The sequence below is a fragment of the Mycolicibacterium litorale genome, assembly GCF_010731695.1.
Classification (GTDB): Bacteria; Actinomycetota; Actinomycetes; order Mycobacteriales; family Mycobacteriaceae; genus Mycobacterium; species Mycobacterium litorale.
Map to the genome: position 1 here is coordinate 296,912 of NZ_AP022586.1, position 26,600 is coordinate 323,511.

The 26,600-nt window shown below is 69.4% G+C and carries 25 protein-coding genes; 15 read left to right on the forward strand and 10 right to left on the reverse strand.

Annotated features, from left to right (window positions below):
- Positions 1-26 precede the first annotated feature (26 nt).
- On the reverse strand, positions 27-692 hold the full coding sequence (locus tag G6N30_RS01445; protein WP_179965533.1) for an O-methyltransferase: 666 nt from the start codon (positions 690-692) through the stop codon (positions 27-29).
- Positions 693-869: 177 nt separating this feature from the next.
- Between G6N30_RS01445 and sigE the strand changes: the two genes are divergently transcribed.
- The 4 genes from sigE (at position 870) to tatB (ending at position 4,085) form a co-directional block, all read left to right on the forward strand.
- Positions 870-1,631 (forward strand): RNA polymerase sigma factor SigE, encoded by a 762-nt coding sequence (gene sigE / locus G6N30_RS01450; protein WP_134060765.1) that lies wholly within the window; start codon positions 870-872, stop codon positions 1,629-1,631.
- An 88-nt stretch (positions 1,632-1,719) separates the two neighbouring features.
- A complete protein-coding gene (rseA, locus tag G6N30_RS01455) occupies positions 1,720-2,118 on the forward strand; it encodes an anti-sigma E factor RseA (RefSeq protein ID WP_134060766.1) in 399 nt (132 codons plus the stop codon).
- Between the two features lie 69 nt (positions 2,119-2,187).
- Positions 2,188-3,681 (forward strand): serine protease HtrA, encoded by a 1,494-nt coding sequence (gene htrA / locus G6N30_RS01460; RefSeq protein ID WP_134060767.1) that lies wholly within the window; start codon positions 2,188-2,190, stop codon positions 3,679-3,681.
- Positions 3,681-4,085: a Sec-independent protein translocase protein TatB gene (gene tatB / locus G6N30_RS01465; RefSeq protein ID WP_134060768.1), complete on the forward strand. Its 405-nt coding sequence runs from the start codon at positions 3,681-3,683 to the stop codon at positions 4,083-4,085. Before htrA ends, tatB begins: the two co-directional genes overlap by 1 nt.
- A gap of 4 nt (positions 4,086-4,089) precedes the next feature.
- Here the strand turns inward: tatB and G6N30_RS01470 are convergent, their stop codons facing one another.
- The 4 genes from G6N30_RS01470 to G6N30_RS01485 form a co-directional block, all read right to left on the reverse strand.
- The gene (locus tag G6N30_RS01470) at positions 4,090-5,232 is read right to left on the reverse strand and encodes an Mrp/NBP35 family ATP-binding protein (RefSeq protein ID WP_134060769.1); all 1,143 of its coding nucleotides are present in this window, start codon (positions 5,230-5,232) and stop codon (positions 4,090-4,092) included.
- A gap of 58 nt (positions 5,233-5,290) precedes the next feature.
- Positions 5,291-6,601 (reverse strand): lytic transglycosylase domain-containing protein, encoded by a 1,311-nt coding sequence (locus G6N30_RS01475; protein WP_179965535.1) that lies wholly within the window; start codon positions 6,599-6,601, stop codon positions 5,291-5,293.
- A 101-nt stretch (positions 6,602-6,702) separates the two neighbouring features.
- Positions 6,703-7,251, reverse strand: a complete 549-nt coding sequence (locus G6N30_RS01480; RefSeq protein ID WP_134060771.1) for a DUF1003 domain-containing protein — start codon at positions 7,249-7,251, stop codon at positions 6,703-6,705.
- Positions 7,248-8,543 (reverse strand): magnesium transporter MgtE N-terminal domain-containing protein, encoded by a 1,296-nt coding sequence (locus tag G6N30_RS01485; RefSeq protein WP_134060772.1) that lies wholly within the window; start codon positions 8,541-8,543, stop codon positions 7,248-7,250. Before G6N30_RS01485 ends, G6N30_RS01480 begins: the two co-directional genes overlap by 4 nt.
- 112 nt (positions 8,544-8,655) lie before the next feature.
- Here G6N30_RS01485 and G6N30_RS01490 point away from each other — a divergent pair, with 112 nt between their 5' ends.
- Positions 8,656-9,552: an HpcH/HpaI aldolase/citrate lyase family protein gene (locus G6N30_RS01490; RefSeq protein ID WP_407664767.1), complete on the forward strand. Its 897-nt coding sequence runs from the start codon at positions 8,656-8,658 to the stop codon at positions 9,550-9,552.
- Between the two features lie 12 nt (positions 9,553-9,564).
- Here the strand turns inward: G6N30_RS01490 and G6N30_RS01495 are convergent, their stop codons facing one another.
- Complete coding sequence (locus G6N30_RS01495; RefSeq protein ID WP_134060774.1) at positions 9,565-10,104, reverse strand: DUF4190 domain-containing protein; 540 nt, start codon at positions 10,102-10,104, stop codon at positions 9,565-9,567.
- 128 nt (positions 10,105-10,232) lie between these two features.
- Here G6N30_RS01495 and G6N30_RS01500 point away from each other — a divergent pair, with 128 nt between their 5' ends.
- From G6N30_RS01500 to G6N30_RS01525, 6 genes are all read left to right on the forward strand, one after another.
- Entirely contained in the window at positions 10,233-10,760 is a 528-nt protein-coding gene (locus G6N30_RS01500) for a YflT domain-containing protein (RefSeq protein ID WP_134060775.1), read from the forward strand.
- 179 nt (positions 10,761-10,939) lie between these two features.
- Positions 10,940-12,337 (forward strand): ABC transporter substrate-binding protein, encoded by a 1,398-nt coding sequence (locus G6N30_RS01505; RefSeq protein WP_134060870.1) that lies wholly within the window; start codon positions 10,940-10,942, stop codon positions 12,335-12,337.
- A gap of 8 nt (positions 12,338-12,345) precedes the next feature.
- Complete coding sequence (locus tag G6N30_RS01510; RefSeq protein ID WP_134060871.1) at positions 12,346-13,272, forward strand: carbohydrate ABC transporter permease; 927 nt, start codon at positions 12,346-12,348, stop codon at positions 13,270-13,272.
- Between the two features lie 14 nt (positions 13,273-13,286).
- Positions 13,287-14,111, forward strand: a complete 825-nt coding sequence (locus tag G6N30_RS01515) for a carbohydrate ABC transporter permease (protein WP_179965594.1) — start codon at positions 13,287-13,289, stop codon at positions 14,109-14,111.
- 4 nt (positions 14,112-14,115) lie between these two features.
- Positions 14,116-15,333, forward strand: coding sequence for an ABC transporter ATP-binding protein (locus tag G6N30_RS01520; protein ID WP_134060777.1), 1,218 nt, complete (start codon positions 14,116-14,118; stop codon positions 15,331-15,333).
- Positions 15,330-15,923, forward strand: a complete 594-nt coding sequence (locus G6N30_RS01525; RefSeq protein ID WP_134060778.1) for a suppressor of fused domain protein — start codon at positions 15,330-15,332, stop codon at positions 15,921-15,923. Before G6N30_RS01520 ends, G6N30_RS01525 begins: the two co-directional genes overlap by 4 nt.
- On the opposite strand, the gene corA is transcribed toward G6N30_RS01525, so the two are convergent.
- Positions 15,920-16,951, reverse strand: coding sequence for a magnesium/cobalt transporter CorA (gene corA, locus G6N30_RS01530; RefSeq protein WP_134060779.1), 1,032 nt, complete (start codon positions 16,949-16,951; stop codon positions 15,920-15,922). The two genes, G6N30_RS01525 and corA, sit on opposite strands and share 4 nt — an antisense overlap.
- 99 nt (positions 16,952-17,050) lie before the next feature.
- Between corA and G6N30_RS01535 the strand changes: the two genes are divergently transcribed.
- Positions 17,051-18,211, forward strand: coding sequence for an NAD(P)-dependent malic enzyme (locus G6N30_RS01535; protein WP_134060872.1), 1,161 nt, complete (start codon positions 17,051-17,053; stop codon positions 18,209-18,211).
- Between the two features lie 7 nt (positions 18,212-18,218).
- On the forward strand, positions 18,219-19,052 hold the full coding sequence (locus tag G6N30_RS01540) for a glycine betaine ABC transporter substrate-binding protein (protein ID WP_134060780.1): 834 nt from the start codon (positions 18,219-18,221) through the stop codon (positions 19,050-19,052).
- A 2-nt stretch (positions 19,053-19,054) separates the two neighbouring features.
- Here G6N30_RS01540 and G6N30_RS01545 read toward each other — a convergent pair whose 3' ends face one another.
- On the reverse strand, positions 19,055-19,885 hold the full coding sequence (locus tag G6N30_RS01545) for an SDR family NAD(P)-dependent oxidoreductase (protein WP_134060781.1): 831 nt from the start codon (positions 19,883-19,885) through the stop codon (positions 19,055-19,057).
- Between the two features lie 103 nt (positions 19,886-19,988).
- Here G6N30_RS01545 and G6N30_RS01550 point away from each other — a divergent pair, with 103 nt between their 5' ends.
- Positions 19,989-20,357: a DUF732 domain-containing protein gene (locus G6N30_RS01550; RefSeq protein ID WP_134060782.1), complete on the forward strand. Its 369-nt coding sequence runs from the start codon at positions 19,989-19,991 to the stop codon at positions 20,355-20,357.
- A gap of 2 nt (positions 20,358-20,359) precedes the next feature.
- On the opposite strand, the gene G6N30_RS01555 is transcribed toward G6N30_RS01550, so the two are convergent.
- Both G6N30_RS01555 and G6N30_RS01560 read right to left on the reverse strand, forming a co-directional pair.
- Positions 20,360-24,154 (reverse strand): multifunctional oxoglutarate decarboxylase/oxoglutarate dehydrogenase thiamine pyrophosphate-binding subunit/dihydrolipoyllysine-residue succinyltransferase subunit, encoded by a 3,795-nt coding sequence (locus G6N30_RS01555; RefSeq protein ID WP_134060783.1) that lies wholly within the window; start codon positions 24,152-24,154, stop codon positions 20,360-20,362.
- A 165-nt stretch (positions 24,155-24,319) separates the two neighbouring features.
- Positions 24,320-25,078, reverse strand: a complete 759-nt coding sequence (locus G6N30_RS01560) for a hypothetical protein (RefSeq protein WP_134060784.1) — start codon at positions 25,076-25,078, stop codon at positions 24,320-24,322.
- Between the two features lie 172 nt (positions 25,079-25,250).
- Here G6N30_RS01560 and G6N30_RS01565 point away from each other — a divergent pair, with 172 nt between their 5' ends.
- Positions 25,251-26,552, forward strand: a complete 1,302-nt coding sequence (locus G6N30_RS01565) for a multidrug effflux MFS transporter (RefSeq protein ID WP_134060785.1) — start codon at positions 25,251-25,253, stop codon at positions 26,550-26,552.
- Positions 26,553-26,600: the final 48 nt, after the last annotated feature.

Here is a 26,600-nt window from a genome sequence, read left to right on the forward strand (position 1 = left end):
GAACGGTGATGGCGGGGCGGAGAGGGTCAGTCGCGCGCGGCGGCCAGCAGACCGTCGCCCAGCGGGACGAGCACCGGGGTGAGGCGTTCGTCCTCGGCGATCAGCCGGGCGGCCTCACGCACCGCGGCGACCTCCGCGTCGTGGGCGTTGGCGTCGCCGGCGCGGCCGCCGAGCGCGGCGCGATGCACCACGATCGCGCCGCCGGAGCGCAGCAGCCGTACCCCCTCGACCACGAACTGCGGCTGGTCGACCGGGTCGGCATCGATGAACACGAGGTCGTAGGACTCGTCGGCCAACCGGGTCAGTACATCCTGGGCGCGGCCGCTGATCAGCCGCGTGCGCCCCGGGCCGATACCGGCCTCCAGGAAGGCCTGCTTGGCGATGCGCTGGTGCTCCGGTTCGACGTCGATGGTCGTCAGCACGCCGTCCTCGCGCATCCCGGACAGCAGCCACAGCCCGCTGACTCCGGCGCCGGTGCCGACCTCGACGACGGCCTTGCCGCCGGTCAGCCGGGCGAGCACCGACAGCAGCGCGCCGACCGCGGGCGTGACCGCTCCGGCGCCGATGTCCACGGCCCGTTCCCGGGCCGCCGCGACGATCGCGTCCTCGGAGATGGACTGCTCGGCGTGCGCGACGATCGCCTCGGCGCGGCTCGATCGCGGCTGACCCGCCGGGTCGTCGGTGCTGGCCATGCCCGCACTGTAGAGCGCGGCCGCGAACCGCGGGTCACCGACACGCCCGCGCGGCAACGTGTGATGTACGTCCGATTCGACCTGTTTCTGCAGGTGAGCAATCGGGTATCCGGCATTCTCAGGGAACGTTCATATTGCTCATACCGCTCCCACACCCGGCTCGGGAACGGTGGCGGCATGGAACACGGGAGGCGTCTTCGCTTCGGGAATAGGAATACCGCCGATCGTGTTGCCCTCGATGACCAGCCGACGAACTCAGCCGGCCATGACCTGGAGGATCCGACGACCACCACGACAGCGGCAGCGCAAGCTGCCCCCGTTTCGATGGCTCATCTCGAGCAGTTCAGCGATTCGGACTGGGTCGAGCCCACCGACGAACTCACCGGCACGGCGGTGTTCGACGCCACCGGTGACCAGAAGAACATGCCGTCCTGGGACGAGCTGGTGCGCCAGCACGCCGACCGGGTCTACCGGCTGGCCTACCGTCTCTCCGGCAACCAGCACGACGCCGAGGACCTGACCCAGGAGACGTTCATCCGCGTCTTCCGGTCGGTGCAGAACTACCAGCCCGGCACGTTCGAGGGCTGGCTGCACCGCATCACCACAAACCTGTTCCTCGACATGGTCCGGCGGCGCGGCCGCATCCGCATGGAGGCGCTGCCCGAGGACTACGACCGGGTGCCCGCCGACGATCCGAACCCCGAGCAGATTTACCACGACTCCCGGCTGGGCCCGGACCTGCAGGCCGCGCTCGACTCGCTGCCGCCGGAGTTCCGCGCCGCGGTCGTGCTGTGCGACATCGAGGGTCTGTCCTACGAGGAGATCGGCGCCACGCTCGGCGTCAAGCTCGGCACTGTGCGCAGCCGTATCCACCGCGGCCGCCAGGCCCTGCGGGACTACCTCGCCCGCCACGCCCCGGACGCGGCCACATCCGCCTGACGATCTCGGTGTCTGCCGGACGGGGCCGCGCTAACCTCTTGTGGGCGGCGTCTTACAGACCAGTGAGCGAACCGAGAGGAGCTGGATGATGGTCGATCCGGGACATGTGTTCCGTCGGGCGTTCTCCTGGTTGCCCGCGCAGTTCGCCTCGCAGAGCGACGCCCCGGTGGGCGCACCCCGTCAGTTCGGCTCCACCGAGCACCTCTCCATCGAAGCCGTCGCCGCGTTCGTCGACGGTGAACTCCGCATGGGCGCGCATCTGCGCGCGGCCAGCCATCTGTCGATGTGCCCGCAGTGCGCCGCCGAGGTCGACGCGCAGAGCCAGGCGAGGGCGGCGTTGCGGGACTCCCAGCCGATTGCGATACCCAACTCCCTGCTCGGAATGTTGTCGCAGATCCCGGACCACATGCCGCGGCCGCCGGTCGACGGTGCGGACCAGCGGAAGTTTGCTGACGACGCTTCGCGCGACCGGCGCAAACGCCGGTAGGCTGAGTTCTGGAGTCGAGCAGCGACTGCGCCCGCCATGCCGGGCGCTCCGATAGAGAGTGATACACCGGTGACCAATCAGGACCAGGCCAGCCGCCGCATGGCGCCACGCCCCGTCGAGCGGCCGCCGGTCGATCCCGCGGCGCAGCGCGCCTTCGGTCGGCCCAGCGGTGTCAGCGGCTCGTTCCTCGGCGCCGACAAGTTCCGCGACCAGGGTGAGTACACCCCCAGAGCCCAGGCGCCCGACCCCGTGCTCGCCGAGGCCTTCGGCCGTCCGCCCTACGCCGGTGGCGACTCCTTACAGCGCCACCCCGCCGATGCCGGCGCCCTCGACGCCGAACGCGCCGGAGACCCCGGAGACGTGACGCCCGACCCGTGGCGTGATCCCCACGCGCCGGCGGCGCTGGGCACCCCGGCGATGCCGGCGGCCGCACCGGCCCAGGCTCCCGCGCAGGCCGGCAAGCTCAGCGTGCGCGACGTGCTCTTCGGCGGCCGGGTCTCCTACATCGCGCTGGCGATCCTGCTGCTCACCGCGTTGATGGTGGGTGCGCTCGGCGGGTGGGTCGGCAACAAGACCGCCGAGACCGTCCAGGCGTTCACCACCTCCAAGGTGACGCTCGAGACCAGCGACACCGGTGACCCGCCGGAGGGGCGCATCACCAAGGTGGCCGACGCGGTCGCCGACTCGGTGGTGACCATCGAGGCCAAGAGCGACCAGGAGGGCTCCCAGGGGTCCGGCGTGGTCATCGACGGCCGCGGCTACATCGTCACCAACAACCACGTGATCTCCGAGGCCGCCAACAACCCGGCCAAATTCAAGATGACCGTCGTGTTCAACGACGGCAAAGAGGTGCCCGCCAACCTCGTCGGCCGCGACCCCAAGACCGACCTCGCCGTGCTGAAGGTCGACAACGTCGACAACCTGACCGTCGCCAAGATGGGCGATTCGGACAAGCTGCGCGTCGGCGAAGAGGTGATCGCCGCGGGTGCCCCGCTCGGTCTGCGCAGCACGGTCACCGCGGGCATCATCAGCGCCCTGCACCGGCCGGTTCCGCTCTCGGGTGACGGGTCCGACACCGACACCGTGATCGACGGTGTGCAGACCGACGCCTCGATCAACCACGGCAACTCCGGTGGCCCGCTGATCGACATGAACGCCAACGTCATCGGCATCAACACCGCCGGAAAGTCGCTGTCGGACAGCGCCAGCGGCCTCGGCTTCGCAATCCCGGTCAACGAGGTCAAGACCGTCGTGGACGCGCTGATCCGGGACGGCAAGATCTCCCATCCGACGCTGGGCCTGACCGCGAAATCCGTGAGCAACGACGTGGCGTCCGGCGCGCAGGTCGCCAACGTGAAAGCCGGCAGCGCCGCCGAGCGCGCGGGCATCCTGGAGAACGACGTCGTGGTGAAGGTCGGTGACCGCAGCGTCGCGGACGCCGACGAGTTCGTGGTGGCGGTGCGTCAGCTCAAGATCGGTGAGCCCGCCCCCATCGAGGTGGTTCGTGACGGCCGGCCCGTGACACTCACGGTCACGCCGACACCGGACGCCAGCACCGACTGATGTTCGCGAACATCGGCTGGGGGGAGATGCTGATCCTGGTGATCGCCGGATTGGTGATCCTGGGACCGGAACGGCTGCCCGGCGCGATCCGCTGGACCTCCAGCGCGCTCCGCCAGGCCCGCGACTACGTCAGCGGCGCCACCTCGCAGTTGCGCCAGGACTTCGGACCCGAATTCGAGGATCTGCGCGAACCCATCACCGAACTGCAGAAACTGCGCGGGATGACACCGCGCGCGGCGCTGACCAAGCATCTGCTCGACGGTGACGACTCGATCTTCACCGGGAAGTTCGACCAGGCGGACCAGCCCAAGAACGGCGTCACGCCCGCTCAGGAGAAGCCGGTCACCCCGGTGGACCCGCCCCCGGCTCCGGCGGCGACGCCGTTCGACAGCGACGCCACCTGAGCCGTCAGCGGCCCGCGGGATCCAGGCCGAGCGACATGCCGGCCAGCCCGCGCTTGCGCGCCGACAGCGCGTCGGCGACGCCGCGCAGTTCCTTGCCCGCCGGTGAATCCGGGGCCGACAGCACCAGCGGCACGCCCGAGTCGCCCGCGGCGACCAGCGCCGGATCCAGCGGCACCTGACCGAGCAGCGGGACGTCGGCGCCGACCGCGCGGGTCAGCCGCTCCGCGACCTGACGGCCCCCGCCCTCACCGAACAGCTGCATCGTCGAACCGTCGGGCATCAGCAGCCCGGACATGTTCTCGACGACGCCGACGATGCGCTGACGGGTCTGCAGGGCGATCGCCCCGGCCCGCTCGGCCACCTCGGCGGCGGCCAGCTGCGGGGTGGTGACGACGAGGATCTCCGCGCCGGGGATCAGCTGCGCCACCGAGATCGCCACGTCGCCGGTGCCCGGCGGAAGGTCGAGCAGCAGCACGTCGAGGTCGCCCCAGAAGACATCGGCGAGGAACTGCTGCAGTGCCCGGTGCAGCATCGGTCCGCGCCACACCACCGGGGTGTTGCCCTGGGTGAACATCGCGATCGAGATGACCTTCACGTCATGGGCGATGGGCGGGAGGATCATCGAGTCGACCTGGGTGGGCCGGTCGGTGGTGCCCATCATCCGCGGCACCGAATGGCCGTAGATGTCGGCGTCGAGCAGACCGACGGACAGACCGCGGGCGGCCATCGCCGCGGCGAGGTTGACCGTGACGCTCGACTTGCCCACGCCGCCCTTACCGGAGGCGACGGCGTACACGCGGGTCAGCGATCCGGGCTGCGCGAACGGGATCACCGGCTCGCGCGAGTCGCCGCGCAGTTGCTTGCGGAGTTCGGCGCGTTGCTCGTCGTTCATCACGTCGAGACTCACACGGACGGCGCCGGTGCCGGGCACGTCGGTGACCGCCTTCTGGACCTGCTCGGTGATCTCGCTGCGTTTCGGGCACGCCGCGGTGGTCAGGTACACCTCGACGTGCACGCTGTCGTCGGGCGCGATCGTGACGGCTTTGACCATGCCGAGCTCGGTGATCGGTCGCCGCAGTTCGGGGTCGATCACCTTGGCCAGTGCGCCGCGGATCGCCGCCTGGCGCTCATCAGGAGTTGGGGACATCGCCTGCGAGTCTAGGCCGACCCGTCAGCGCGGTCCCACACGCGGGCTAGGACGCTGCTCAGGCCGCCGGGCCGGGCGCGGGACCGGTTCCGACCGGCCCCGGCGCGGCGGGCGCGGGCGGGGCCACGGGGCCCGGCGCCGGTGCGGCGGGCGGACCCGGGGGCACCGGTCCGGGCGCGGGTGCGGCGGCCGGTGCCGGCGTGTCCTCCAGGCAGAACACCACACAGCTCGGCGGCGGGGGCGGCGGCGGAGCCATCCACGGCGGCACCCAGGGGGCGGGTGCGGCGGGTGCCGGGACGGGGGTCGCGGGCGCGGCCGGGGCCGGACCGGGCAGCGGGCCGAGCCGTTGTCCGGGCGCGAACCCGGGCACGGTGCCGCCGGGCATCCGGCTGGCGTCGTTGCGGCTCAGCAGCGGCACCAGGGCCAGCGGGTCGTCGGCGGGCAGGCCCGTCGCGTTGACCGGGGCGTCCGGGCCGAGCCCTTCGGGGCGGTCGAGGTGCGAGTCGCCGAGCGCGGGGACCGGGCCGGTGATCGGGGGCAGGTCGACCGGGACGACGCCGGTCGCGTAGCCGCCGGCCCAGCTGAGCACGTTGCGCGCGTAGGCGACCGAGTTGTTGTACCGCAGGATCGCGGTCATCACCTGCGACGGATCGCGCAGGTTGAGCCCGCCGCTGCACAGGTACCGCGCCGCGGCCAGCGTCGAGTCGTAGAGGTTCTGCACGTTGGCCTTGCCGTCGCCGTCACCGTCGGAGGCGTACCGGGCCCAGGTGCCGGGCAGGAACTGCATCGGCCCCATCGCGCGGGCGTAGGTGACCCGGTCGGCGGTGCGGCTCATCTCGATGACCTCGTTGCCGGGCAGCGTGCCGTCGAGCGCGGGGCCGTAGATCGGGTTGACCGCGGTGCCGCGGGAGTCCGTCGCGCCGCCCGAGGCGTGGCCGGACTCGATACGGCCGATACCCGCCAGCAGGTTCCAGCTCAGGCCGCAGTTGGGCACGGCGGCGGCCATCATCCGTTCGGCGTTGCGGTACGCGCTGAGCGCCATCGCGGGGATCTTCAGGCTGCCGGGGGAGTTGACCACCACGGCCGGGGGCGGCGACGACACGGTCGACGCGGCGATGCGGAACGCGCTCGGCGGCCGTTTGACCGCCACCACCGACGGTCCCGGCGGGTTCTTCGGAGCCGCCGCCACGGCCGCCAGCGGGGTCACCGCGGCATTGCTCACCGAGTGATGCAGCCCGGGCGAGGACGCCCCGACGGCGCCCGCCAACACGAGCGGGGCGAGGATGACGATCCCGGCCGCCGGCTTACGCAGCACCCGGGCCGCGCGGCGTCGGGCCGCCGTCACAGCGGCGGTTCCCCCTATGTGCACTCAAACCGTCCTAAGCGTCTGCGCTGGCCCGACCCAGGTGTGTGAACCAAGTCACCATACATACCTCGCGTCACGTCCGTTGCAGCAATGCGCAACCAAGCTCAGCCGGTTCGCTTGGACCGCCGTTCGCCCCCGTCGTACTTGACGCCGGATCCGTGGCCGTCGGTGTCGGTGGCCGCCAGCAACGTCGCGACCATCTCGCGCAGTTCCTCGAGTTCGCGGCGCAGGTAATCGCGGGTCGCGACCTCGCCGACCGCCAGCCGCAGCGCGGCCAGTTCGCGCGCGAGGTACTCGGTGTCGGCCTTGGTCTGGGCGGCGCGTCTGCGGTCCTCGTCGAGTGACACCCGGTCGCGGTTCTCCTGGCGGTTCTGCGCGAGCAGGATCAACGGGGCGGCGTAGGCGGCCTGGGTGGAGAACGCCAGGTTGAGCAGGATGAACGGGTACGGATCCCACTGCAGCGAGACGGCGAACAGGTTCAACGCGATCCAGACGATCACGATGATTGTCTGCACCGCCAGATAGCGGCCGGTGCCGAGGAACCGCGCGACCCGTTCGCCGAACTGACCCACGGCCTCCCGGTCGACGGTGAACGAGATGCGGCGCGGGCTCCGCGGGGTGTCCAGCCGCCCGCGCGCCGACAGCTCGCTCATGAGGTCCCTTCGGTGCCGGTCAGTTCGGGTTCCTCGACCCGTTCGCGCCAGTCGTCGGGGAGCAGGTGGTCCAGCACGTCGTCGACGGACACCGCGCCGAGCAGGTGGTTCTCCTCGTCGACGACCGGGCCGCAGACGAGATTGTAGGCCGCGAAGTACCGCGTCACGGCGCCGAGCGAATCCTGCGGCGTCAGGCTCGGCAGGTCGGTGTCGAGGATCCCGCTGACCAGCGTGGCGGGCGGTTCGCGCAGCAGCCGCTGCAGATGTACGCACCCGAGGTAGTGACCGGTGGGTGTCGCCGTGGGCGGGCGGGCGACGAACGCCAGCGACGCCAGCGCGGGCGTCAGGTCGGGGTCGCGCACCCGGGCCAGCGCCTCGGCGACGGTGACGTCGGGGGCGAGCACCACCGGTTCGGAGGTCATCAGGCCGCCGGCGGTGTCGGGGGAGTGGCTCAGCAACCGGCGCACGTCCTCGGAGTCCTCGGGATCCATCCGGCGCAGCAGCGTCTCGGCGTCGGCGGGGGTCATGGACCCCAGCAGATCGGCGGCGTCGTCGGGATCCATCGCCTCGAGCACGTCGGCGGCGCGGTCGGTCTTCATCTGCCGCAGCACGTCGGCCTGATCGTCCATCGGCAGTTCCTGCAGCACGTCGGCGAGCCGTTCGTCGTCGAGCGCGTTGACCACCTCGTAGCGGCGTTTGGCGGGCAGCTCCCGGATCGCCTCGGCCACCTCCACCGCCCGCTGCCCCTCGAACTGCTCGAGCAGTGAGGCCACCCCCTGGTCGGGCATCGCCAGACCGGACGGCGTGAGCCCGTGCACGTGGTGCCATTCGACGATGTGGATGTTGGAGCGCCGCCCCAGCCGGCGCTGGGTGCGCACCGCGACGCGGGTCACCAGCCAGTCGCGGGTCCGGCTCTGCTCGATGCCGAGATCGACCACCACGACGTCGATTCCGGCGAGCTGCGCCAGGTCGGGATCGTCCACGCGCACCCGGGTCTCGAGCACCTGGCCGACCACCAGGACCTCACCGGGGCGTTGGACGAACTTGCGCAGCGACACGTTCGCAGTGGTGAGCGTGACCGCACTCGGCTCGATCGCGGTGACCCGCAGAATCGGCACGAAAATCCTTCGGCGGCTGAGCAATTCGACGACGAGACCGAGCACGCGTGGCTGCTGGCGCACGATGCTGATGCTGATCACCACATCGCGCACGCGACCGATCGACTCGCCGTCGGGGCCGAGCACCACCATTCCCGCGAGCCGCGCTGCGTAGACCCTGTTCACCGCCGCCATGACTCAAAGGGTAGAGAGTAGAGCCGTGACACACGCGCCTCGACCCCGCGAACTCGACGAATCCGCCCGGCCGCGCCGGACCTGCCTGTCGGTGCCCGGCAGCAGCGCCAAGATGATCGAGAAGGCAAAGGGTTTGCCGGCCGACGAGGTGTTCCTGGACCTGGAGGACGCGGTGGCGCCCGACGCCAAGGCCGAGGCGCGCACCCGGGTGGCGGTGGCGCTGGCCGAATCCGGTTGGGCCGGACAGCTACGCGGCGTGCGGGTCAACGACTGGACGACGCCGTGGACCTACGCCGACGTCATCGAGGTGGTGTCGACCGCCGGTGCCGACCTGGACATCATCGTGTTGCCAAAGGTCACCGACGTCTCGCACATCCACGCGCTCGATCTGCTGCTCACCCAGCTGGAGACGACACACGGTCTGCCCGTCGGCCGGATCGGGATCGAGGCGCAGATCGAGAACGCCCAGGGATTGACCAACATCGACGCAATCGCCGCGGCGCCGCGGGTGAGGGCGCTGGTGCTCGGGCCCGCGGATCTGATGGCCAGCCTCAACATGCGGACCCTGGTCGTCGGCGAACAACCCGAGGGTTACGACGTCGGCGACGCCTATCACCACATCCTCATGCGCATCCTCATCGCCGCCCGTACCCACGGCGTGCTCGCGATCGACGGACCGTTCCTCAAGGTGCGCGACGTCGAGGCCTTCCGCCGGGTGGCGGGCCGCTCGGCCGCGCTCGGCTTCGACGGCAAGTGGGTGCTGCACCCGGATCAGATCACCGCGGGCAACGAGATCTTCAGCCCGCGCCAACAGGACTACGACCACGCGGAGTTGATCCTCGAGGCCTACGAGTGGCACACCTCGCGCGCCGGCGGCGCCCGCGGTGCGGTGATGCTGGGCGACGAGATGATCGACGAGGCCAGCCGCAAGATGGCGCTGGTGATCGCGGCCAAGGGGCGCGCGGCGGGGATGAGCCGCCAGGGCGAGCCGTTCCGGCCGCCGAGTTGAGCCGACTGACCGTCAGACGTTCATGAAGACGACGGTCATCACCAGGCTCGCGAGCAGCGACACGGCGCCGACGGCGATGCCCGCGATGGCCAGTCCCTGGCCCTCTTCCTGCGACTGCTTGATCTGGTTGAGGCTGACGAGGCCGAGCGCGATGCCGACCACCGAGCCGATGCAGCAGATGAAGCCGACCAGCGACGCGACCAGCGACCAGATGGCCAGCGCGTTGGTCTTCGGCGCGGCGCTGTAGCCGCCGCCGTAGGGCGGATAGCCGGGCGGCGGAGGGGGATACCCGCCGGGCGCCTCGTACGGGGTCCCGAACGAGCCGTAGGGCGGGTAACCGGGCGGCGGAGGCGGATACCCCGGCTGCTGGTAGCCCGGCTGCGGGTAGCCCGGCTGCTGATAGCCCGGCTGGTCGAATCCCGGAGGAGGCGGCGGATAGTCGGACGGCTGGCCGTAGGCCGGGACCTCGTAACCGCCTGCGGGTGGTTCGGTGCCGCCCGAACCGGACTCCGCTGGTGACGAGTGCTCGGGGTCTCGGTCCGGATTCGTCATGACCTCAACCTAGCGCACGCGGGGGTCGTCGGGCAGGCACCCGAAGCGGGCACGAATTGCGCGGTCGGGACGTTGAATGGACGAGAACACGCTGCCGAAACCGGCGTCCTAGAGGAGAATGACGAGCGATGACGAGTCCTTTCCAGTCCGGGCCGACACCGGGCACGCCGCCGACCACCGCGGCCGGTGCGCGCGGGGTGCCCGCCCCGCTGCCCACGCCGCCCAAGGGGTGGCCGATCGGTTCCTACGCGACCTACGCCGAAGCCCAGCGCGCGGTGGACTACCTGTCTGATCAGCAGTTCCCCGTCCAGCAGGTGACGATCGTCGGGGTGGACCTGATGCAGGTGGAGCGGGTCACCGGCCGGCTGTCGTGGCCCAAGGTGCTCGGCGGCGGCGTGCTGACCGGCGCCTGGCTGGGCCTGTTCATCGGCTTGATCCTCGGGTTCTTCAGCCCGAATCCGTGGAGCGCCCTGCTCACCGGTGTGATCGCCGGTGTGTTCTTCGGGCTGATCACTTCGGCGATCCCGTACGCGATGGCCCGCGGCACAAGGGATTTCAGCTCGACCATGCAACTGGTCGCCGGCCGCTACGACGTGCTGTGCGATCCGCAGAACGCCGAGCAGGGACGGGATCTGCTGGCGCGCTTGACGATCTGAGGGCGGTGCCGCCTGCCGGCGTCGCGGACGACACGCTGAGGTCACGATCGGGCGGAAATCGCCACCCGGGGCCGCCGAAGTGTTGCACATCACGCACGTCTGCCTCTACGGTTTGCCCGCGGGAGGTTCCCAGCCGCAGCCGCTTCGCGGCGACATGGGGACGGACGGGAGGCCTGGTGGTGCGCGCTCGGCGGCTTGGGGCTGCAGCGATCGCCGCTCTGACGACGGCGTCGACTCTGTCGGCGTGCAGTTCCGGCGGCGGTGGAATCGTCATCAACTACTACACCCCGGCGAACGAGGCGGCGACGTTCACCGCGGTCTCCGAGCGCTGCAACGACGAACTCGGCGGACGCTTCCGCATCCAGCAGCGCAATCTGCCCAAGGGCGCCGACGACCAGCGTCTGCAGCTCGCGCGCCGGCTCACCGGCAACGACCGGTCACTCGACGTGATGGCGCTCGACGTGGTGTGGACCGCGGAGTTCGCCGAGGCGGGCTGGGCGCTGCCGCTGTCCGACGACCCGGCCGGACTCGCCGAGGCCGACGCGAACGCCAACACCCTGCCCGGGCCGCTGGAGACCGCGAAGTGGCAGGACAAGCTCTACGCGTCGCCGATCACGACGAACACGCAATTGCTCTGGTACCGCCCCGATCTGATGGCGCAGGCGCCGACCACATGGGACGGCATGGTCGCGGAGGCGACCCGGCTGCACGCCGAGGGCGGGCCCAGCTGGATCGCGGTGCAGGGCAAGCAGTACGAGGGCCTGGTGGTGTGGTTCAACACGCTGCTGGAGAGCGCGGGCGGTCAGGTGCTCTCCGACGACGGGCAGCGGGTCACGCTGACCGACACCCCGGAACACCGCGCGGCCACCGTGAAGGCCCTGCAGATCATCAAGTCGGTGGCCACCGCGCCGGGCGCCGACCCCTCGGTCACCCAGACCGATGAGACCACCGCCCGTCTCGCCCTCGAACAGGGCAAGGCGGCGCTCGAGGTGAACTGGCCCTACGTGCTGCCGTCGTTCCTGGAGAACGCGGTCAAGGGCGGCGTGTCGTTCCTGCCGCTCAACGAGGATCCGGCGCTGGCGGGCAGCATCAACGACGTGGGCACGTTCTCGCCGACCGACGAACAGTTCACCCGCGCGTTCGACGCGAGCAAGCCGGTGCTCGGGTTCGCGCCGTACCCGGGGGTCAACCCCGGTGAGCCGGCGAAGGTGACGCTGGGCGGGCTCAACCTCGCGGTCGCCAAGACCACCCAGCACCCGGCCGAGGCCTTCGAGGCCGTGCGCTGCCTGCGCAACGTCGAGAACCAGCGCTACACGTCGGTGGAGGGCGGCCTGCCCGCGGTGCGGGCCTCGCTGTACGACGATCCGGCGTTCCAGGCCGAGTATCCGCAGTACGAGATCATCCGCGACCAGCTCACCAACGCCGCGGTGCGGCCTGCCACGCCGGTGTACCAGTCGGTGTCGACCCGGATGTCGGTGACGCTGGCGCCGATCAATCAGATCGATCCGGAACGTACGGCCGACGAACTGGCCGAGCAGGTGCAGAAAGCCATCGACGGGAAGGGGCTGATCCCGTGACGGCCACGATGGAACCCCCGGCGCAGACCGCGGCCCCGACCGCGACCAGTGGCGGGACCGACGACGCCCGCTCCGAGCGGCGGCTGGCGTTCCTGCTGATCGCCCCGGCGGTCATCCTGATGCTGGCGGTCACTGCCTACCCGATCGGCTACGCGGTGTGGCTGAGCCTGCAGCGCTACAACCTCGCCGAACCCGACGACGTGGCGTTCGTCGGCCTGGACAACTACATCACCGTGCTCAGCGACGGGTACTGGTGGACGGCGTTCGCGGTGACGCTGGCGATCACGGTCGTGTCGGTGGCCATCGAGTTCGTGCTCGGCATGGCACTGGCCCTGGTCATGCACCGCACCATCTTCGGCAAGGGTGTGGTGCGCACCGCGATCCTGGTGCCGTACGGCATCGTCACCGTCGCCGCGTCCTACAGCTGGTACTACGCCTGGACGCCGGGCACCGGCTACCTGGCCAACCTGCTGCCCGAGGGCAGCGCCCCTTTGACCGAGCAATTGCCGTCGCTGGCCATCGTGGTGCTCGCCGAGGTGTGGAAGACCACGCCGTTCATGGCGCTGCTGCTGCTCGCCGGTCTGGCCCTGGTGCCCCAGGATCTGCTCAACGCCGCGCAGATGGACGGTGCGGGCGCCTGGAAGCGGCTCGTGAAAGTCATTCTGCCGCTTATCAAACCGGCGATCCTGGTGGCGCTGCTGTTCCGCACGCTCGACGCATTCCGCGTCTTCGACAACATCTACGTGCTCACCGGCGGCGCCAACAACACCGGTTCGGTGTCGATCCTGGGTTACGACAACCTGTTCAAGGCGTTCAACCTGGGCCTGGGTTCGGCGATCAGCGTGCTGGTGTTCCTGTCGGTGGCGATCATCGCGTTCATCTACATCAAGGTGTTCGGCGCATCGGCCCCCGGTTCCGACGAGGAAAGGCGCTGACGGTGAACGAGCGGGTGAGCGCCGGGCGCGCGACCGGGTGGACCATCGTCAACATCCTCGTGGTGGCCTACGCGCTGTTCCCGGTGCTGTGGATCCTGAGCCTGTCGCTGAAGTCGACGGCGACGGTCAAGGACGGCAGGCTGATTCCGTCGGAGATCACCTTCGCCAACTACAAGGCGATCTTCACCGGCAACGCCTTCACCTCGGCGCTGTTCAACTCGATCGGCATCGGGTTGATCACCACCTTCATCGCCGTCGTGATCGGCGGCATGGCCGCCTACGCGGTGGCGAGGCTGGCGTTCCCCGGTAAGCGGCTGCTGATCGGCGTCGCCCTGCTGATCGCGATGTTCCCCCACATCTCGCTGGTCACACCGATTTTCAACATCGAGCGCGCCCTCGGCCTGTTCGACACCTGGCCCGGCCTGATCATCCCGTACATCACGTTCGCGCTGCCGCTGGCGATCTACACGCTCTCGGCGTTCTTCCGGGAGATCCCGTGGGATCTGGAGAAGGCCGCGAAGATGGACGGCGCGACGCCGGCCCAGGCGTTCCGCATGGTGATCGCGCCGCTGGCCGCGCCCGGCATCGTCACCGCCGCGATCCTGGTGTTCATCTTCGCCTGGAACGACCTGCTGCTGGCGCTGTCGCTGACGGCGACGGAGCGGGCGATCACCGCGCCGGTGGCGATCGCGAACTTCACGGGCAGTTCGCAGTTCGAGGAGCCGACCGGGTCGATCGCGGCCGGCGCGATGGTGATCACGATTCCGATCATCATCTTTGTTCTCATCTTCCAGCGACGGATTGTCGCCGGGTTGACGTCCGGTGCGGTGAAGGGGTAGCTCGATGGCCGAAATCGTCTTGGACCGGGTGACCAAGAGTTACCCGAACGGTGCGACGGCGGTGAAGGATCTGTCGATCACCATCGCCGACGGCGAATTCATCATCCTGGTCGGACCGTCCGGGTGCGGGAAGTCGACGACGCTGAACATGATCGCCGGGCTGGAGGACATCACCTCCGGGGAACTGCGCATCGGCGGGCAGCGGGTCAACGACAAGGCGCCCAAGGACCGCGACATCGCGATGGTGTTCCAGTCCTACGCGCTGTATCCGCACATGTCGGTCCGGCAGAACATCGGATTCCCGCTCACCCTGGCGAAGGTCAAGAAAGAGGAGATCAACGCCAAGGTCGAGGAGACCGCGAAGATCCTCGACCTCACCGAACTGCTGGACCGCAAGCCCGGTCAGCTCTCGGGTGGTCAGCGCCAGCGGGTGGCGATGGGACGCGCGATCGTCCGCAACCCCAAGGCGTTCCTCATGGACGAACCGCTGAGCAACCTCGACGCGAAGCTGCGTGTGCAGATGCGCTCGGAGATCTCGCGGTTGCAGAACCGGTTGGGCACCACCACCGTCTACGTCACCCATGATCAGACCGAGGCGATGACGCTCGGCGACCGCGTCGTGGTCATGCTGGCCGGGGTCGCGCAGCAGATCGGCTCCCCCGAAGAGCTGTACAACCGGCCGGCCAACCTCTTCGTCGCCGGGTTCATCGGCTCACCGGCGATGAACTTCTTCCCGGCCTCGCTCACCGACGTCGGGGTGCGGCTGCCGTTCGGCGAGGTCACGCTCACCCAGGAGGCGCAGGATCTGATCTCGCGGCGCGGAAAGCCGCGCAACGTCATCGTCGGCGTGCGGCCCGAACACCTCGAGGACGCCTCGGTGCTCGACGGCTACGCCCGTATCCGCGCGCTGAGCTTCGAGGTCAAGGCCGACATCGTGGAGTCGCTGGGCGCCGAGAAGTACGTGCACTTCCGCACCGAGGGTGCCGGCGCGCGGTCGGATCAGCTCGCGCAGCTGGCCGTCGAATCCGGTCAGGGCGAGAACGAATTCGTGGCGCGGGTGTCCACCGAATCCCCGGTCCGCCAGGGTGACACCATCAACCTCGCGCTCGACACGTCGAAGCTGGTGATCTTCGACGCGGATTCGGGGCAGAACCTCACGATCCCCGACGAGAAGTCCTCTCCCGCACCGACGCTCGTGGAGCCGGAGCAGCCCGCCGAGTGACCGATGTCCTGAGCGTGGTGCGCGCCCATCTGGGCGAGCACTTCAGGCGGGCCGGGATCACCGCGGAACCCGTCTCCGCCAGCGTCACGTTCCTGGGCACCGAACAGATCGAGGTGCTGCGGTTCGGCCCGGATGCGGACGGTGTCGCGCACTATGTGTCGCTGGGCTGTTCGCGGCACCCGATGTTCGATCCGACCGAGCTGGTGACCGACCCGATTCACGGTCCGCGCGCCGAAGTCGTTGTGGCGCTGCGGGGTCCGACGCCCAAGGGGCTCGCGCGGTCGCTCGCGGTGCTGGCCGCGGCGCCCGCCGTCGAGGGACTCGTGCTCGAGGCCGATGCGTTGATCGACCTGGAGACCCCGCTGTGGGAGCCGGCGCCGTTCACCGCGTTCCTGTTGGGGCGCAGCGAGATCGAGGACGTGCCGTTGCCCGGGCCGATGCCGGACGTGACGATCTTCTCGGCCACTCCGATCACCCCGACCGAGGCGGCGTGGGTACGCCTCAAGGGCGCCGACGCCATGCGTGAGGCGTGGCTGACCGACGGCGTCGACGTGCTCGACCCCGACCGGCGGGCCGCCAGCCCGAGCTAGAGCCAGTGGTTGTGGCGGAAGGTGCGGTACAGCAGCCCGCACACCGTCACCATGACCAGCAGCACCGCGGGATAGCCCCACTTCTGGTGGAGTTCGGGCATGTAGTCGAAGTTCATCCCGTAGATGCCGGCCATCGCGGTGGGCACCGCGGCGATCGCCACCCAGGACGAGATCTTGCGCATGTCGACGTTCTGCTGCATCGCGACCTTGCCGAGCGCGGCCTGCACCAGCGAGCTCAGCAGGTCGTCGTAGCTGCCGATGCGGTCGGAGGCGCGGATGTTGTGGTCGAGGACGTCGCGCATATAGCGGCGCACCTCGATCGAGATCAGATCGTCGAAGTCGCTGATCCGCTGCAGCGCCGGGGTCAGCGGCGCGACGGACCGGCGCAGCTCCACCACTTCGCGTTTGAGCAGATAGATGTGTTCGATGTTGGTGCGCGACCGCGGCGAGAAGATGTCCTCCTCCATCGCGTCGATGTCGGTCTCCACCATCTCGGTGACGTCGAGGTAGCTGTCCACCACCTGGTCGGCAATCGCATGCATGACCGCGTACGGCCCCTGCGCCAGCGACGCGGGGGTGGCTTCGAGGCGGCGGCGGACGCCGGTCAGGCCGCTGTGGTCACCGTGGCGGACGGTGACGACGAAATCGGGTCCGACGAACACCATGATCTCGCCGGTCTCGACGATCTCGCGCACCTTGGCCATCGATTCGTGCTCGATGTACTTGACCGTCTTGAGCACCAGGAACAGCGTGTCGTCGTAGCGTTCGACCTTGGGCCGCTGATGGGCATGCACCGCGTCCTCGACGGCGAGCTCGTGCAGGCCGAACAGCTCAGCGACCGTTTGCATCTGGTGCTCGTCGGGCTCGTGCAACCCGATCCACACGAACGCCGTCCGGCCCTGGCCGGCCAGTTCGCGCGCCTCCTGCAGTGCGGACGCATGGGTGTACCTACCGGGAAGGCGGTCGCCGTCGCAGTACACGCCGCAGTCGACCACCGCCCTGGCCACCGGAACGTGGAACGACGGCATCCGGCGATGGTACGCGCCCGACCCGGTCGCCGAAGCTCACCGAGGGGTGATAGGGGCCGGTGAGATATCGGGGTCCGTTACTGTGACGACGTGGCTGAGATGGTGCGTACCCCGCAAGTCGTCATCGATGACGAAGAGATCTTCGCCGCCCACGAGGGCGGCAAACTCTCGGTCGAACTCAAGGCGCCGCTGGACACCCAGCGCGCACTGTCGATCGCCTACACCCCCGGCGTCGCCCAGGTCAGCCGCGCCATCGCGAACGACCCCGCGCTGGCCGCGAAGTACACGTGGGCCAACCGGCTGGTGGCGGTGGTCAGCGACGGCAGCGCCGTGCTCGGCCTCGGCGACATCGGCGCCGCCGCGTCGCTGCCGGTGATGGAGGGCAAGAGCGCGCTGTTCAAGACGTTCGGCGGCCTGGACTCGATCCCGATCGTGCTCGACACCAAGGATCCCGACGAGATCGTCGAGACGCTGGTGCGCCTGCGCCCCACCTTCGGTGCGGTGAATCTCGAGGACATCTCGGCGCCGCGCTGCTTCGAGATCGAACGCCGCGTCATCGAAGCGCTCGACTGCCCGGTCATGCACGACGACCAGCACGGCACCGCGATCGTGGTGCTCGCCGCGCTTATGGGTGCGACCAAGGTCCTCGACCGCGACATGGCCGCGCTGCGCGTGGTGATCTCCGGTGCGGGCGCCGCCGGCGTCGCGTGCGCCAACATCCTGCTGGCGGCGGGGATCCCCGACGTCACCGTGCTGGACAGCAAGGGCATCGTCCACTCCGGACGCGAGGACCTCAACTCGTTCAAGGCCGAACTCGCCGAGCGCACCAACCCGGCGGGACGCACCGGCGGGGTCGCCGAGGCGCTCGACGGCGCCGATATGTTCCTCGGCCTGTCGGCGGGCGTCGTCCCCGAGGAGGCGGTCGCGACGATGGCGCCGGGCGGCATCGTGTTCGCGCTGTCCAACCCGGACCCGGAGATCCATCCGGACGCCGCCCGCAAGTACGCGGCCGTCGTGGCCACCGGGCGCAGCGACTTCCCGAACCAGATCAACAACGTGCTGGCGTTCCCCGGTGTGTTCCGCGGCGCACTCGACGCCGGGGCGCGACGGATCACCGAACGCATGAAGGTGGCTGCGGCCGAAGCGATCTTCTCGGTGGTCGGTGACGACCTGGCCGTCGACCACATCGTGCCCAGCGCGCTCGATCCCCGGGTGGCGCCTGCGGTGGCCGCGGCCGTGGCGGCGGCCTCCGAGTCCTGACATCGCCGTGCGCCGTCTACTGGTCGCACTCTGCGCGGTGGTGGTGGTGGCCGCCTGCGGGGCACCGCAGCCCGGGCCGTCGCTGAGGATCGGGTCCGCCGAGGACGACGCATCGGTGCTGACCGCCCACCTCTATGCCGCCGCTCTTCGCTACTACGGCACCGCCACCCGGGTGGAGCCGACCGCCGACCCACTGACCGCGCTCGACGCCGGCGATGTCGCGGTCGTGCCCGGGTTGACCGGCCGGCTGCTGCAGCGCTTCCAGCCCGACGCGACCGCCCGCGCCGACGAGCAGGTCTACCGCGACATGGTCTCGGCGCTGCCCGAGGGCATCGGCGCCGGGGACTACACCACCGCGGCCGAGGACAAACCCGCGCTCGCGGTCACCGAGCGCACCGTCGCCGAACTCGGCGGTCAGGATCTCTCGGCGCTGGTGCGCCGCTGCGGTGAGGTCACGCCGGGCCGGGTCCGGGGGGTGCGTACCCCCGCGGCGATCGGCACCTGCAGGCTGCCCAATCCGCGCGAATTCCCCGATTCCGCAACGCTGTTCGCCGCCGTACAGGCCGGGAAGGTGGACGCCGCGTGGACCACGACGGCGGCGCCGGACATCCCGCCGCGACTGGTGGTGCTGGCCGACCGCACGGCGCTGGTGCGCGCCGAGAACGTGGTGCCGCTGTACCGGCGCAACACCCTCGACGAATCGCAGATCCTCGCGCTCAACGAGGTCGCCGGCGTGCTCGACACCGCGGCGCTGGCGCAGATGCGCGCCCAGGTCGCCGAGGGTGCGGATCCCGCCGCGGTGGCCGACGAATGGCTCGCCGCCCACCCGCTGCGTGACTGAGGTCAGTGCGGCCGGGGCAGCATCTTCGACGTCACCTTCGGGAACAGCCGCTGATAGTGCGGTCCGACCACCCGGATGATCGCGTCGAGCACCTTGGCGTCGTTACCGATCAGCACGCGGGCCCTGTTCTTGCGGACACCCTCGAGGATGACCTTCGCGGCCTGCTCGGGGGAGGTGTTGGCCAGCTTCTTGTCGAAGAGCTTGGCCAGTTCCTCGGGGTCCAGCCCCTCGGCGGCGGTCGCGTTGCGCGCGATCGCGGTCTTGATGCCGCCGGGATGCACGGTGGTCACCTTGACCGGGTGACCCGCCGCCGTCATCTCCTGGTGCAGCGCCTCGGTGAACCCGCGCACGGCGAACTTGGCGGCGTTGTAGGCCCCCTGACCGGGCACCGAGAACAGACCGAAGACGCTGGAGACGTTGACGACGTGACCGTCGCCGGAGGCGATCAGATGCGGCAGGAACGCCTTGGTGCCGTTGACGACGCCCCAGAAGTCCACGTCCATCACCCGTTCGATGTCCTTGAACTGGCTGATCTCGATGTCACCGGTGAACGCGATGCCTGCGTTGTTGTAGATCTGGTTGACCTTGCCGAAGTGGTCCTTGACCTCGTCGGCGTAGAGCAGGAACGCCTCACGCTCGGTCACGTCCAGGCGGTCGCACTTCACCGGTGCACCGATCGCCTTGATGCGCTCCTCGGTGACGGCCAGCCCCTCGGTGTTGACGTCGCTGATCGCGACGCTGGCCCCGGACCGGGCCAACTCGATGGCCAGTGCCTGCCCGATACCCGAGCCGGCGCCGGTCACCACGGCCACCTTTCCGGCGAAGCCCTGCATACGCACACTCCTCGTGTCAGTTGACTCGCGTCGAGGTTAGTCGGTACTCGCGGTACCGGTACAGCGGGGTAACAGTCCGTGGCGGTCCCGCGATGGTCCAGTCATGAAGCGCAGTCACCGCGCGGCCATCGCGTCGCTCGCCGTATCCGGCATGATCGGTTCCGCCATGTCGCTGGGCACCGGGACGGCGGGGGCCGATACGGCCACCGACATGTTCCTGTCCGCCCTGGCCGGTTCCGGGATCAGCGGGGTCGACACCGCCACCGCGGTGCGCGTCGGCCAGTCGGTGTGCCCGATGCTGGCCGAACCGGGCCAGAACGTCGCGAACGTCGCCGCCGACGTCTCCGAGATGATCGGCCGCCCGCTGGGACCGGCCACCATGTTCACCGGCCTGGCGATCCAGGTGTTCTGCCCGGGCGCGGTCGCGGCGCTCGCCTACGGCAAGTCGCCGCTTCCGCTTCCCGGTCTGTAGAACTACGGGGCGAACGCCTCGTCGAGGATCTCCTGCTGCTCGACGGCGTGCACCTTCGACGACCCCGACGACGGGGCCGACATCGCGCGCCGCGAGATCCGCTTGATGCCCGTGAAGTAGTCCGGGAGCATCTCGGGCAGCGTCAGCCCGAAGGTCGGCCACGCACCCTGGTTGGCCGGCTCTTCCTGCACCCAGAACTTCTCCTGGACGTTCGGATACTTGTCGAGCGTCTCGGCCAGCCGCCGCTTGGGCAGCGGGGCGAGCTGCTCGATCCGCACGATCGCGACGTCGTCGCGTTTCTCCTTGTTCTTGCGGGCCACCAGCTCGTAGTAGATCTTGCCGCTGGTCAGCAGCACCCGCTTGACCTTCTCGCGGTCGCCGTCGCCGTCGGTGTAGGTCGGCTCCTCGAGCACTGAGCGGAACTTCTGCTCGGTGAAGTCGCGGATGTCGGAGACCGCCGCCTTGTTGCGCAGCATCGACTTCGGTGTGAAGACGATCAGCGGCCGCTGGATGCCGTCGAGGCTGTGCCGGCGCAGCAGGTGGAAGTAGTTCGCGGGCGTCGAGGGCATCGAGATCGTCATCGAGCCTTCGGCCCACAGCTGCAGGAACCGCTCGATGCGGCCAGAGGTGTGGTCGGGACCCTGGCCCTCGTGGCCGTGCGGCAGCAGCAGCACGACGTCGGAGAGCTGACCCCACTTCGCCTCACCGGAGCTGATGAACTCGTCGATGATCGGCTGCGCGCCGTTGATGAAGTCGCCGAACTGCGCCTCCCACAGCACCATCGCGTCGGGGTTGCCGACGGAGTAGCCGTATTCGAAGCCCACGGCGGCGAACTCGGACAGCGGCGAGTCGTAGACCAGGAACTTGCCGCCGGTCGGGTTGCCGTCGGCGTCGGTGGCCAGCAACTGCAGCGGGGTGAACTCCTGACCGGTCTTGCGGTCGATCACGACCGAGTGCCGCTGCGTGAACGTGCCGCGGCGGGTGTCCTGACCGGAGAGCCGCACCAGCTTGCCCTCGGCGACCATCGTGCCCAGCGCCAGCAGTTCGGCGAACGCCCAGTCGACCTTGCCCTCGTAGGCCATCTCGCGGCGCTTCTCGAGCACCGGCTTGACACGCGGGTGCACGGTGAAGCCCTCGGGCACCGCGAGGTGGGCGTCACCGATGCGGGCCAGCAGCGACTTGTCCACGGCCGTGGCGAGTTTGGCCGGGATCTGCTGGTCGGACTCCACCGACTCGCTGGGGGCGATGTCGTGTTTCTCGAGGTCGCGGACCTCGTTGAACACCCGCTCCAGCTGGCCCTGGTAGTCGCGCAGCGCGTCCTCGGCCTCCTTCATGGAGATGTCGCCGCGGCCGATCAGCGCCTCGGTGTAGGTCTTGCGAACCCCGCGCTTGGTGTCGATCACGTCGTACATCGACGGCTGCGTCATCGACGGGTCGTCACCCTCGTTGTGCCCGCGGCGGCGGTAGCACAGCATGTCGATGATGACGTCCTTCTTGAACTTCTGACGGAAGTCGACGGCCAGCTTGGCCACCCACACCGCGGCCTCGGGATCGTCCCCGTTGACGTGGAAGATCGGCGCGCCGATCATCTTCGCCACGTCGGTCGAGTACTCCGCGGACCTCGCGCCGGACGGCGAGGTGGTGAAACCGATCTGGTTGTTGACGACGATGTGGATGGTGCCGCCGGTGCGATAGCCCCGGAGCAGCGCCATGTTCAGCACCTCGGCCACCACACCCTGTCCGGCGAATGCGGCGTCACCGTGCAGCATGAGCGGCACGACGGTGTAGCCGTCCTCGCTGTCACCCTTGTCGAGCAGATCCTGCTTCGCCCGCACCAGGCCTTCCATCACCGGGTCGACGGCCTCGAGGTGGCTCGGGTTGGCGGTCAGCGACACCGTGATGTCGTTGTCGCCGAACATCTGCAGGTAGGTGCCGCTGGAGCCGAGGTGGTACTTCACGTCGCCCGAGCCGTGGGCCTGGCTGGGGTTCAGGTTGCCCTCGAACTCGCTGAAGATCTGGCTGTAGGGCTTTCCGACGATGTTGGCCAGCACGTTGAGCCGGCCGCGGTGCGGCATACCGATCACGACCTCGTCGAGTGCGTGCTCGGCGCACTGGTCGATGACCGCGTCCATCATCGGGATGACGGTCTCGGCGCCCTCGAGCGAGAACCGCTTCTGCCCGACGTACTTGGTCTGCAGGAACGTCTCGAAGGCCTCGGCGGCGTTGAGCCGGCTCAGGATGTACTTCTGTTCGGCGACGGTCGGCTTCTCGTGCTTGACCTCGACGCGTTCCTCGATCCACTTCTGCTGCTCGGGTTCGAGGATGTGGGTGTACTCGACGCCGACGTGGCGGCAGTACGAGTCACGCAGCAGGCCCAGCACGTCGCGCAGCTTCTTGCGCTCGGCGCCTGCGAAGCCGTTGACCTTGAACTCACGGTCGAGGTCCCACAGCGTCAGGCCGTGGGTCAGCACGTCGAGGTCGGGGTGGCTGCGGAACCGGTCCTTGTCCAGGCGCAGCGGGTCGATGTCGGCCATCAGGTGGCCGCGGTTGCGGTACGCCGCGATCAGCTCGATGACGCGGGCGTTCTTGTCCTCGATCGAGTCGGGGTTGTCGACGCGCCACCGGACGGGCTCGTACGGGATGCCGAGTTCGCGGAAGATCTCGTCGAAGAACTCGTCCGACAGCAGCAGCTGGTGCACGGTCCGCAGGAAGTCGCCGGACTCCGCGCCCTGGATGATGCGGTGGTCGTAGGTGGAGGTCAGCGTGATCAGCTTGCCGATACCGAGGTCGGCGATGCGTTCCTCGCTGGCGCCCTGGAACTCGGCGGGGTACTCCATCGCGCCGACGCCGATGATGGCGCCCTGGCCGCGCATCAGCCGCGGCACGGAGTGCACGGTGCCGATGGTGCCGGGGTTGGTCAGCGAGATCGTCACGCCGGAGAAATCCTCGGCGGTGAGCTTGCCGTCGCGGGCGCGCCGCACGATGTCCTCGTAGGCGGCGACGAACTGTCCGAACCCGAGCGTGTCGGACTTCTTGATGGCCGCCACGACCAGCTGGCGGTTGCCGTCCTTGCCGGCCAGGTCGATGGCCAGGCCCAGATTCGTGTGAGGTGGGGTCACCGCGTTCGGCTTACCGTCCACCTCGGCGAAGTGGCGGTTCATGTTCGGGAACTTCTTGACCGCCTGGACGATCGCGTAGCCGATCAGGTGGGTGAAGCTGATCTTTCCGCCGCGGGTGCGCTTGAGGTGGTTGTTGATGACGATGCGGTTGTCGATCATCAGCTTCGCCGGGATGGCGCGCACGCTGGTGGCCGTCGGCACCTCGAGTGAGGCCGACATGTTCTTGGCGACCGCGGCGGCCGCGCCGCGCAGCACCTGGTTCTGGTCGCTGTCGTCAGAGGACTGGGCGGCGGCGGGCTTCTGGGCCGCGGGCTTCGACTCCTTCGACTCCTTGGTGTCTTTCGTGTCCTTGGTGTCTTTGGCAGGGGCCTTCGCGGTGCCGTTGCTCGACTTGCTCGCCGACTTGGTCTCGGCGGGCTTGTTCTCGGTCTTGGTCGCCGCGGGCTTGGGTGCCGGGGCAGGTGCGGGCTCCGGCGGCGCCTTGGGTGCGGCGGTGGTGGTGCTGCGCGCCTGCTGCCCGTTGCCGCTCGTGCTGGAGTCGGTGGTGGGTTCCGGGTTGTAGTCGACGAGGAACTCGTGCCAACTGGGGTCTACCGACGAGGGATCCTCGCGGAACTTGCGATACATCTCCTCGACCAACCATTCGTTCTGGCCGAATGGTGAAGGTGAACTGCTCACGGCAGCTACTCGCCTCGATTCCGTCGTCTCAGGCGAGCATGGCAAGGATGCTCGCCGCTCATGTTCTGTTCTGCGGTTACCCGCTTTGGCGCCGCCTAAAGGCTAGCGCTCCCACTACGACCGGACCACGGCAACGCTGCCTTGTCCACGTTCTGGTCGTAGTGGTCATGGATTCGGCCCCGCTGAGGGCAGGACGTGCAGCGTCGCCGGCCAGCGGGACGGCGGCGCGCCGAACGCCGAACGGGCGTTTTCGATGATTCGCTTGCCCATCATCCGGTTGCCGAGCCCGCCGACGACGGCACCGATGCCGACCGGCAGCACTTTGCCGAAGGCCAGCGCCCCGCGCTTGAGTGTGTAGCGCTTGACGAAGTACTTCAGCAGGCGTGAATTGAGCTGGGACACCGCGGGCAACGGCAGCGTCGCCGCGCCGTCGGTGATCCACGCCCCGCTGGTGCGGCCGGCGCCGAGCAGATCGGCCACCGCCCGCTTGCTGTCCTCCCCGACGAGGACCGAGAGCACCAGCGCGCGGCGGCGCTCCCGTTCGTGGGCTGGGATGCCGTGCACCTCGGCGACGGCGAGCACGAACAGTGACGTCGCCTCCAGGAACACCACCGTCTCGCCCGCCACCGCCGACATCGCGGTCAGCGTGCCGATCCCGGGCAGCGCCGCCGCCGAGCCGACCGCCGCGCCGCTGGCCATGACCGCGGCCATGTACTGCTTCTCCAGCTTCTTGACGATCTCGGCCGGTGAGGCGTTGCGGTCGCCGCCGCGGACGCGGTCCACATAGGCCTTGATCGCCGGTGCCTGCACCCGCGAGCTGCGTTCGATGATCTGCGACAGCACCTTGGCCGCCGCACCCGGCTTCTCGTCGCCGGTCGCGCCGGCAAGCGCCAGCGCTTTCTTGCGGTCCGATCGAGCGCTCATCGCGAGGCCTCCCTTACCCGTGGCGCCTGGCTCACCAGGCTATCGCGACGACAACGAACGGCGGCGCGGGTGGGTGCCCGGGGTGCCGGAGGCGTCGATCGGCAGGGGTGACAGCGGTCACTGTCGGGACGTAACCGGAAGAAAAAAACGATGCGACTCGCTGACCTTCGTCATGGCATCATCCCCGCCCGTGGACGACCGCGCGGCTCTCGACGAAACAGTGAAGGCGGCTCCGAGTCGACTGCGGATGATCGTGGTGCTCGGCGCTCTGGTGGCCCTCGGCCCGTTGACGATCGACATGTATCTGCCCGCGCTGCCGGGGATCGCCGACGAACTCGGGGTGTCCTCGTCGATCGTGCAGCTGACGCTCACCGGGACCCTCGCCGGGCTCGCCCTCGGCCAGCTGATCGTGGGTCCGCTGTCGGACTCGCTGGGCCGGCGCAGGCCGCTGATGGCCGGGATCGTGCTGCACATGCTGGCGTCGCTGCTGTGCATGTTCGCGCCGAACATCATGCTGCTGGGCTTGGCCCGGAGCTTGCAGGGCGTGGGCGCGGCCGCAGCCACGGTGGTCGCGATCGCGGTCGTGGGTGACCTGTTCGCCGGGAATGCCGCGGCGACGGTGATGTCGCGGCTGATGCTCGTGCTCGGTGTGGCGCCGGTGCTGGCACCGTCGCTCGGGGCGGCGGTTCTGCTGCACGCCTCGTGGCACTGGGTGTTCGCCGCGCTGGTCATCGTCGCCGGCGGGCTGCTCCTCATGGCGGTGCTGGTCCTGCCCGAGACGCTGCCTGCCGCGCACCGCCGCCCGTTGCAGGTGCGCGGGATCGCCGTCACCTACGTCTCCCTGGTACGCGATCTGCGGTTCCTGGTGCTCGTCGTCGTGGCGGCGCTGGGGATGTCCGGGCTGTTCGCCTACGTCTCGGGCGCGGCGTTCGTGCTGCAGGACCGCTACGGGTTGGACCAGCAGACGTTCGCGCTGGTGTTCGGCGCGGGTGCGGTGGCGTTGATCGGCACCACACAGTTCAACGTCGTGCTGCTGCGGCGGTTCTCCCCGCAGCGGATCATGGTGTGGGCGCTGGTCGCGGCGTCACTGGCCGGTGTCGTGTTCGTCGGCTTGACCGTCGCCGAGGTCGGCGGGCTGGCCGGGTTCCTGGTGTCGGTGTGGTTGATCCTCGCCGCGATGGGCCTGGTGCTGCCGAACGCTCCGGCCGTGGCGCTGTCGCGCCACAACGAGGCGGCCGGTACCGCGGCGGCGCTGCTCGGTGCCGCGCAGTTCGGCCTCGGTGCGGCAGTGGCCCCTCTGGTCGGCGTGCTCGGCAACGACGAATTCGCCCTGGCATTGGTGATGACGGTCGGCACGGTGGTGGCGCTGGTCGCGCTGCTGGCGGCCCGGGTGCCCCAGGGCCGCGAGGATGACGAGTTCGCCGGCGAGGCGATCGACGAGGTCTCCCCGGCAGCCGTCGTCGAACCCGCCTGAGATGTCACCCACCTGGTGACTTGTTTGGTGCGGGCCCGGGTACGTAGC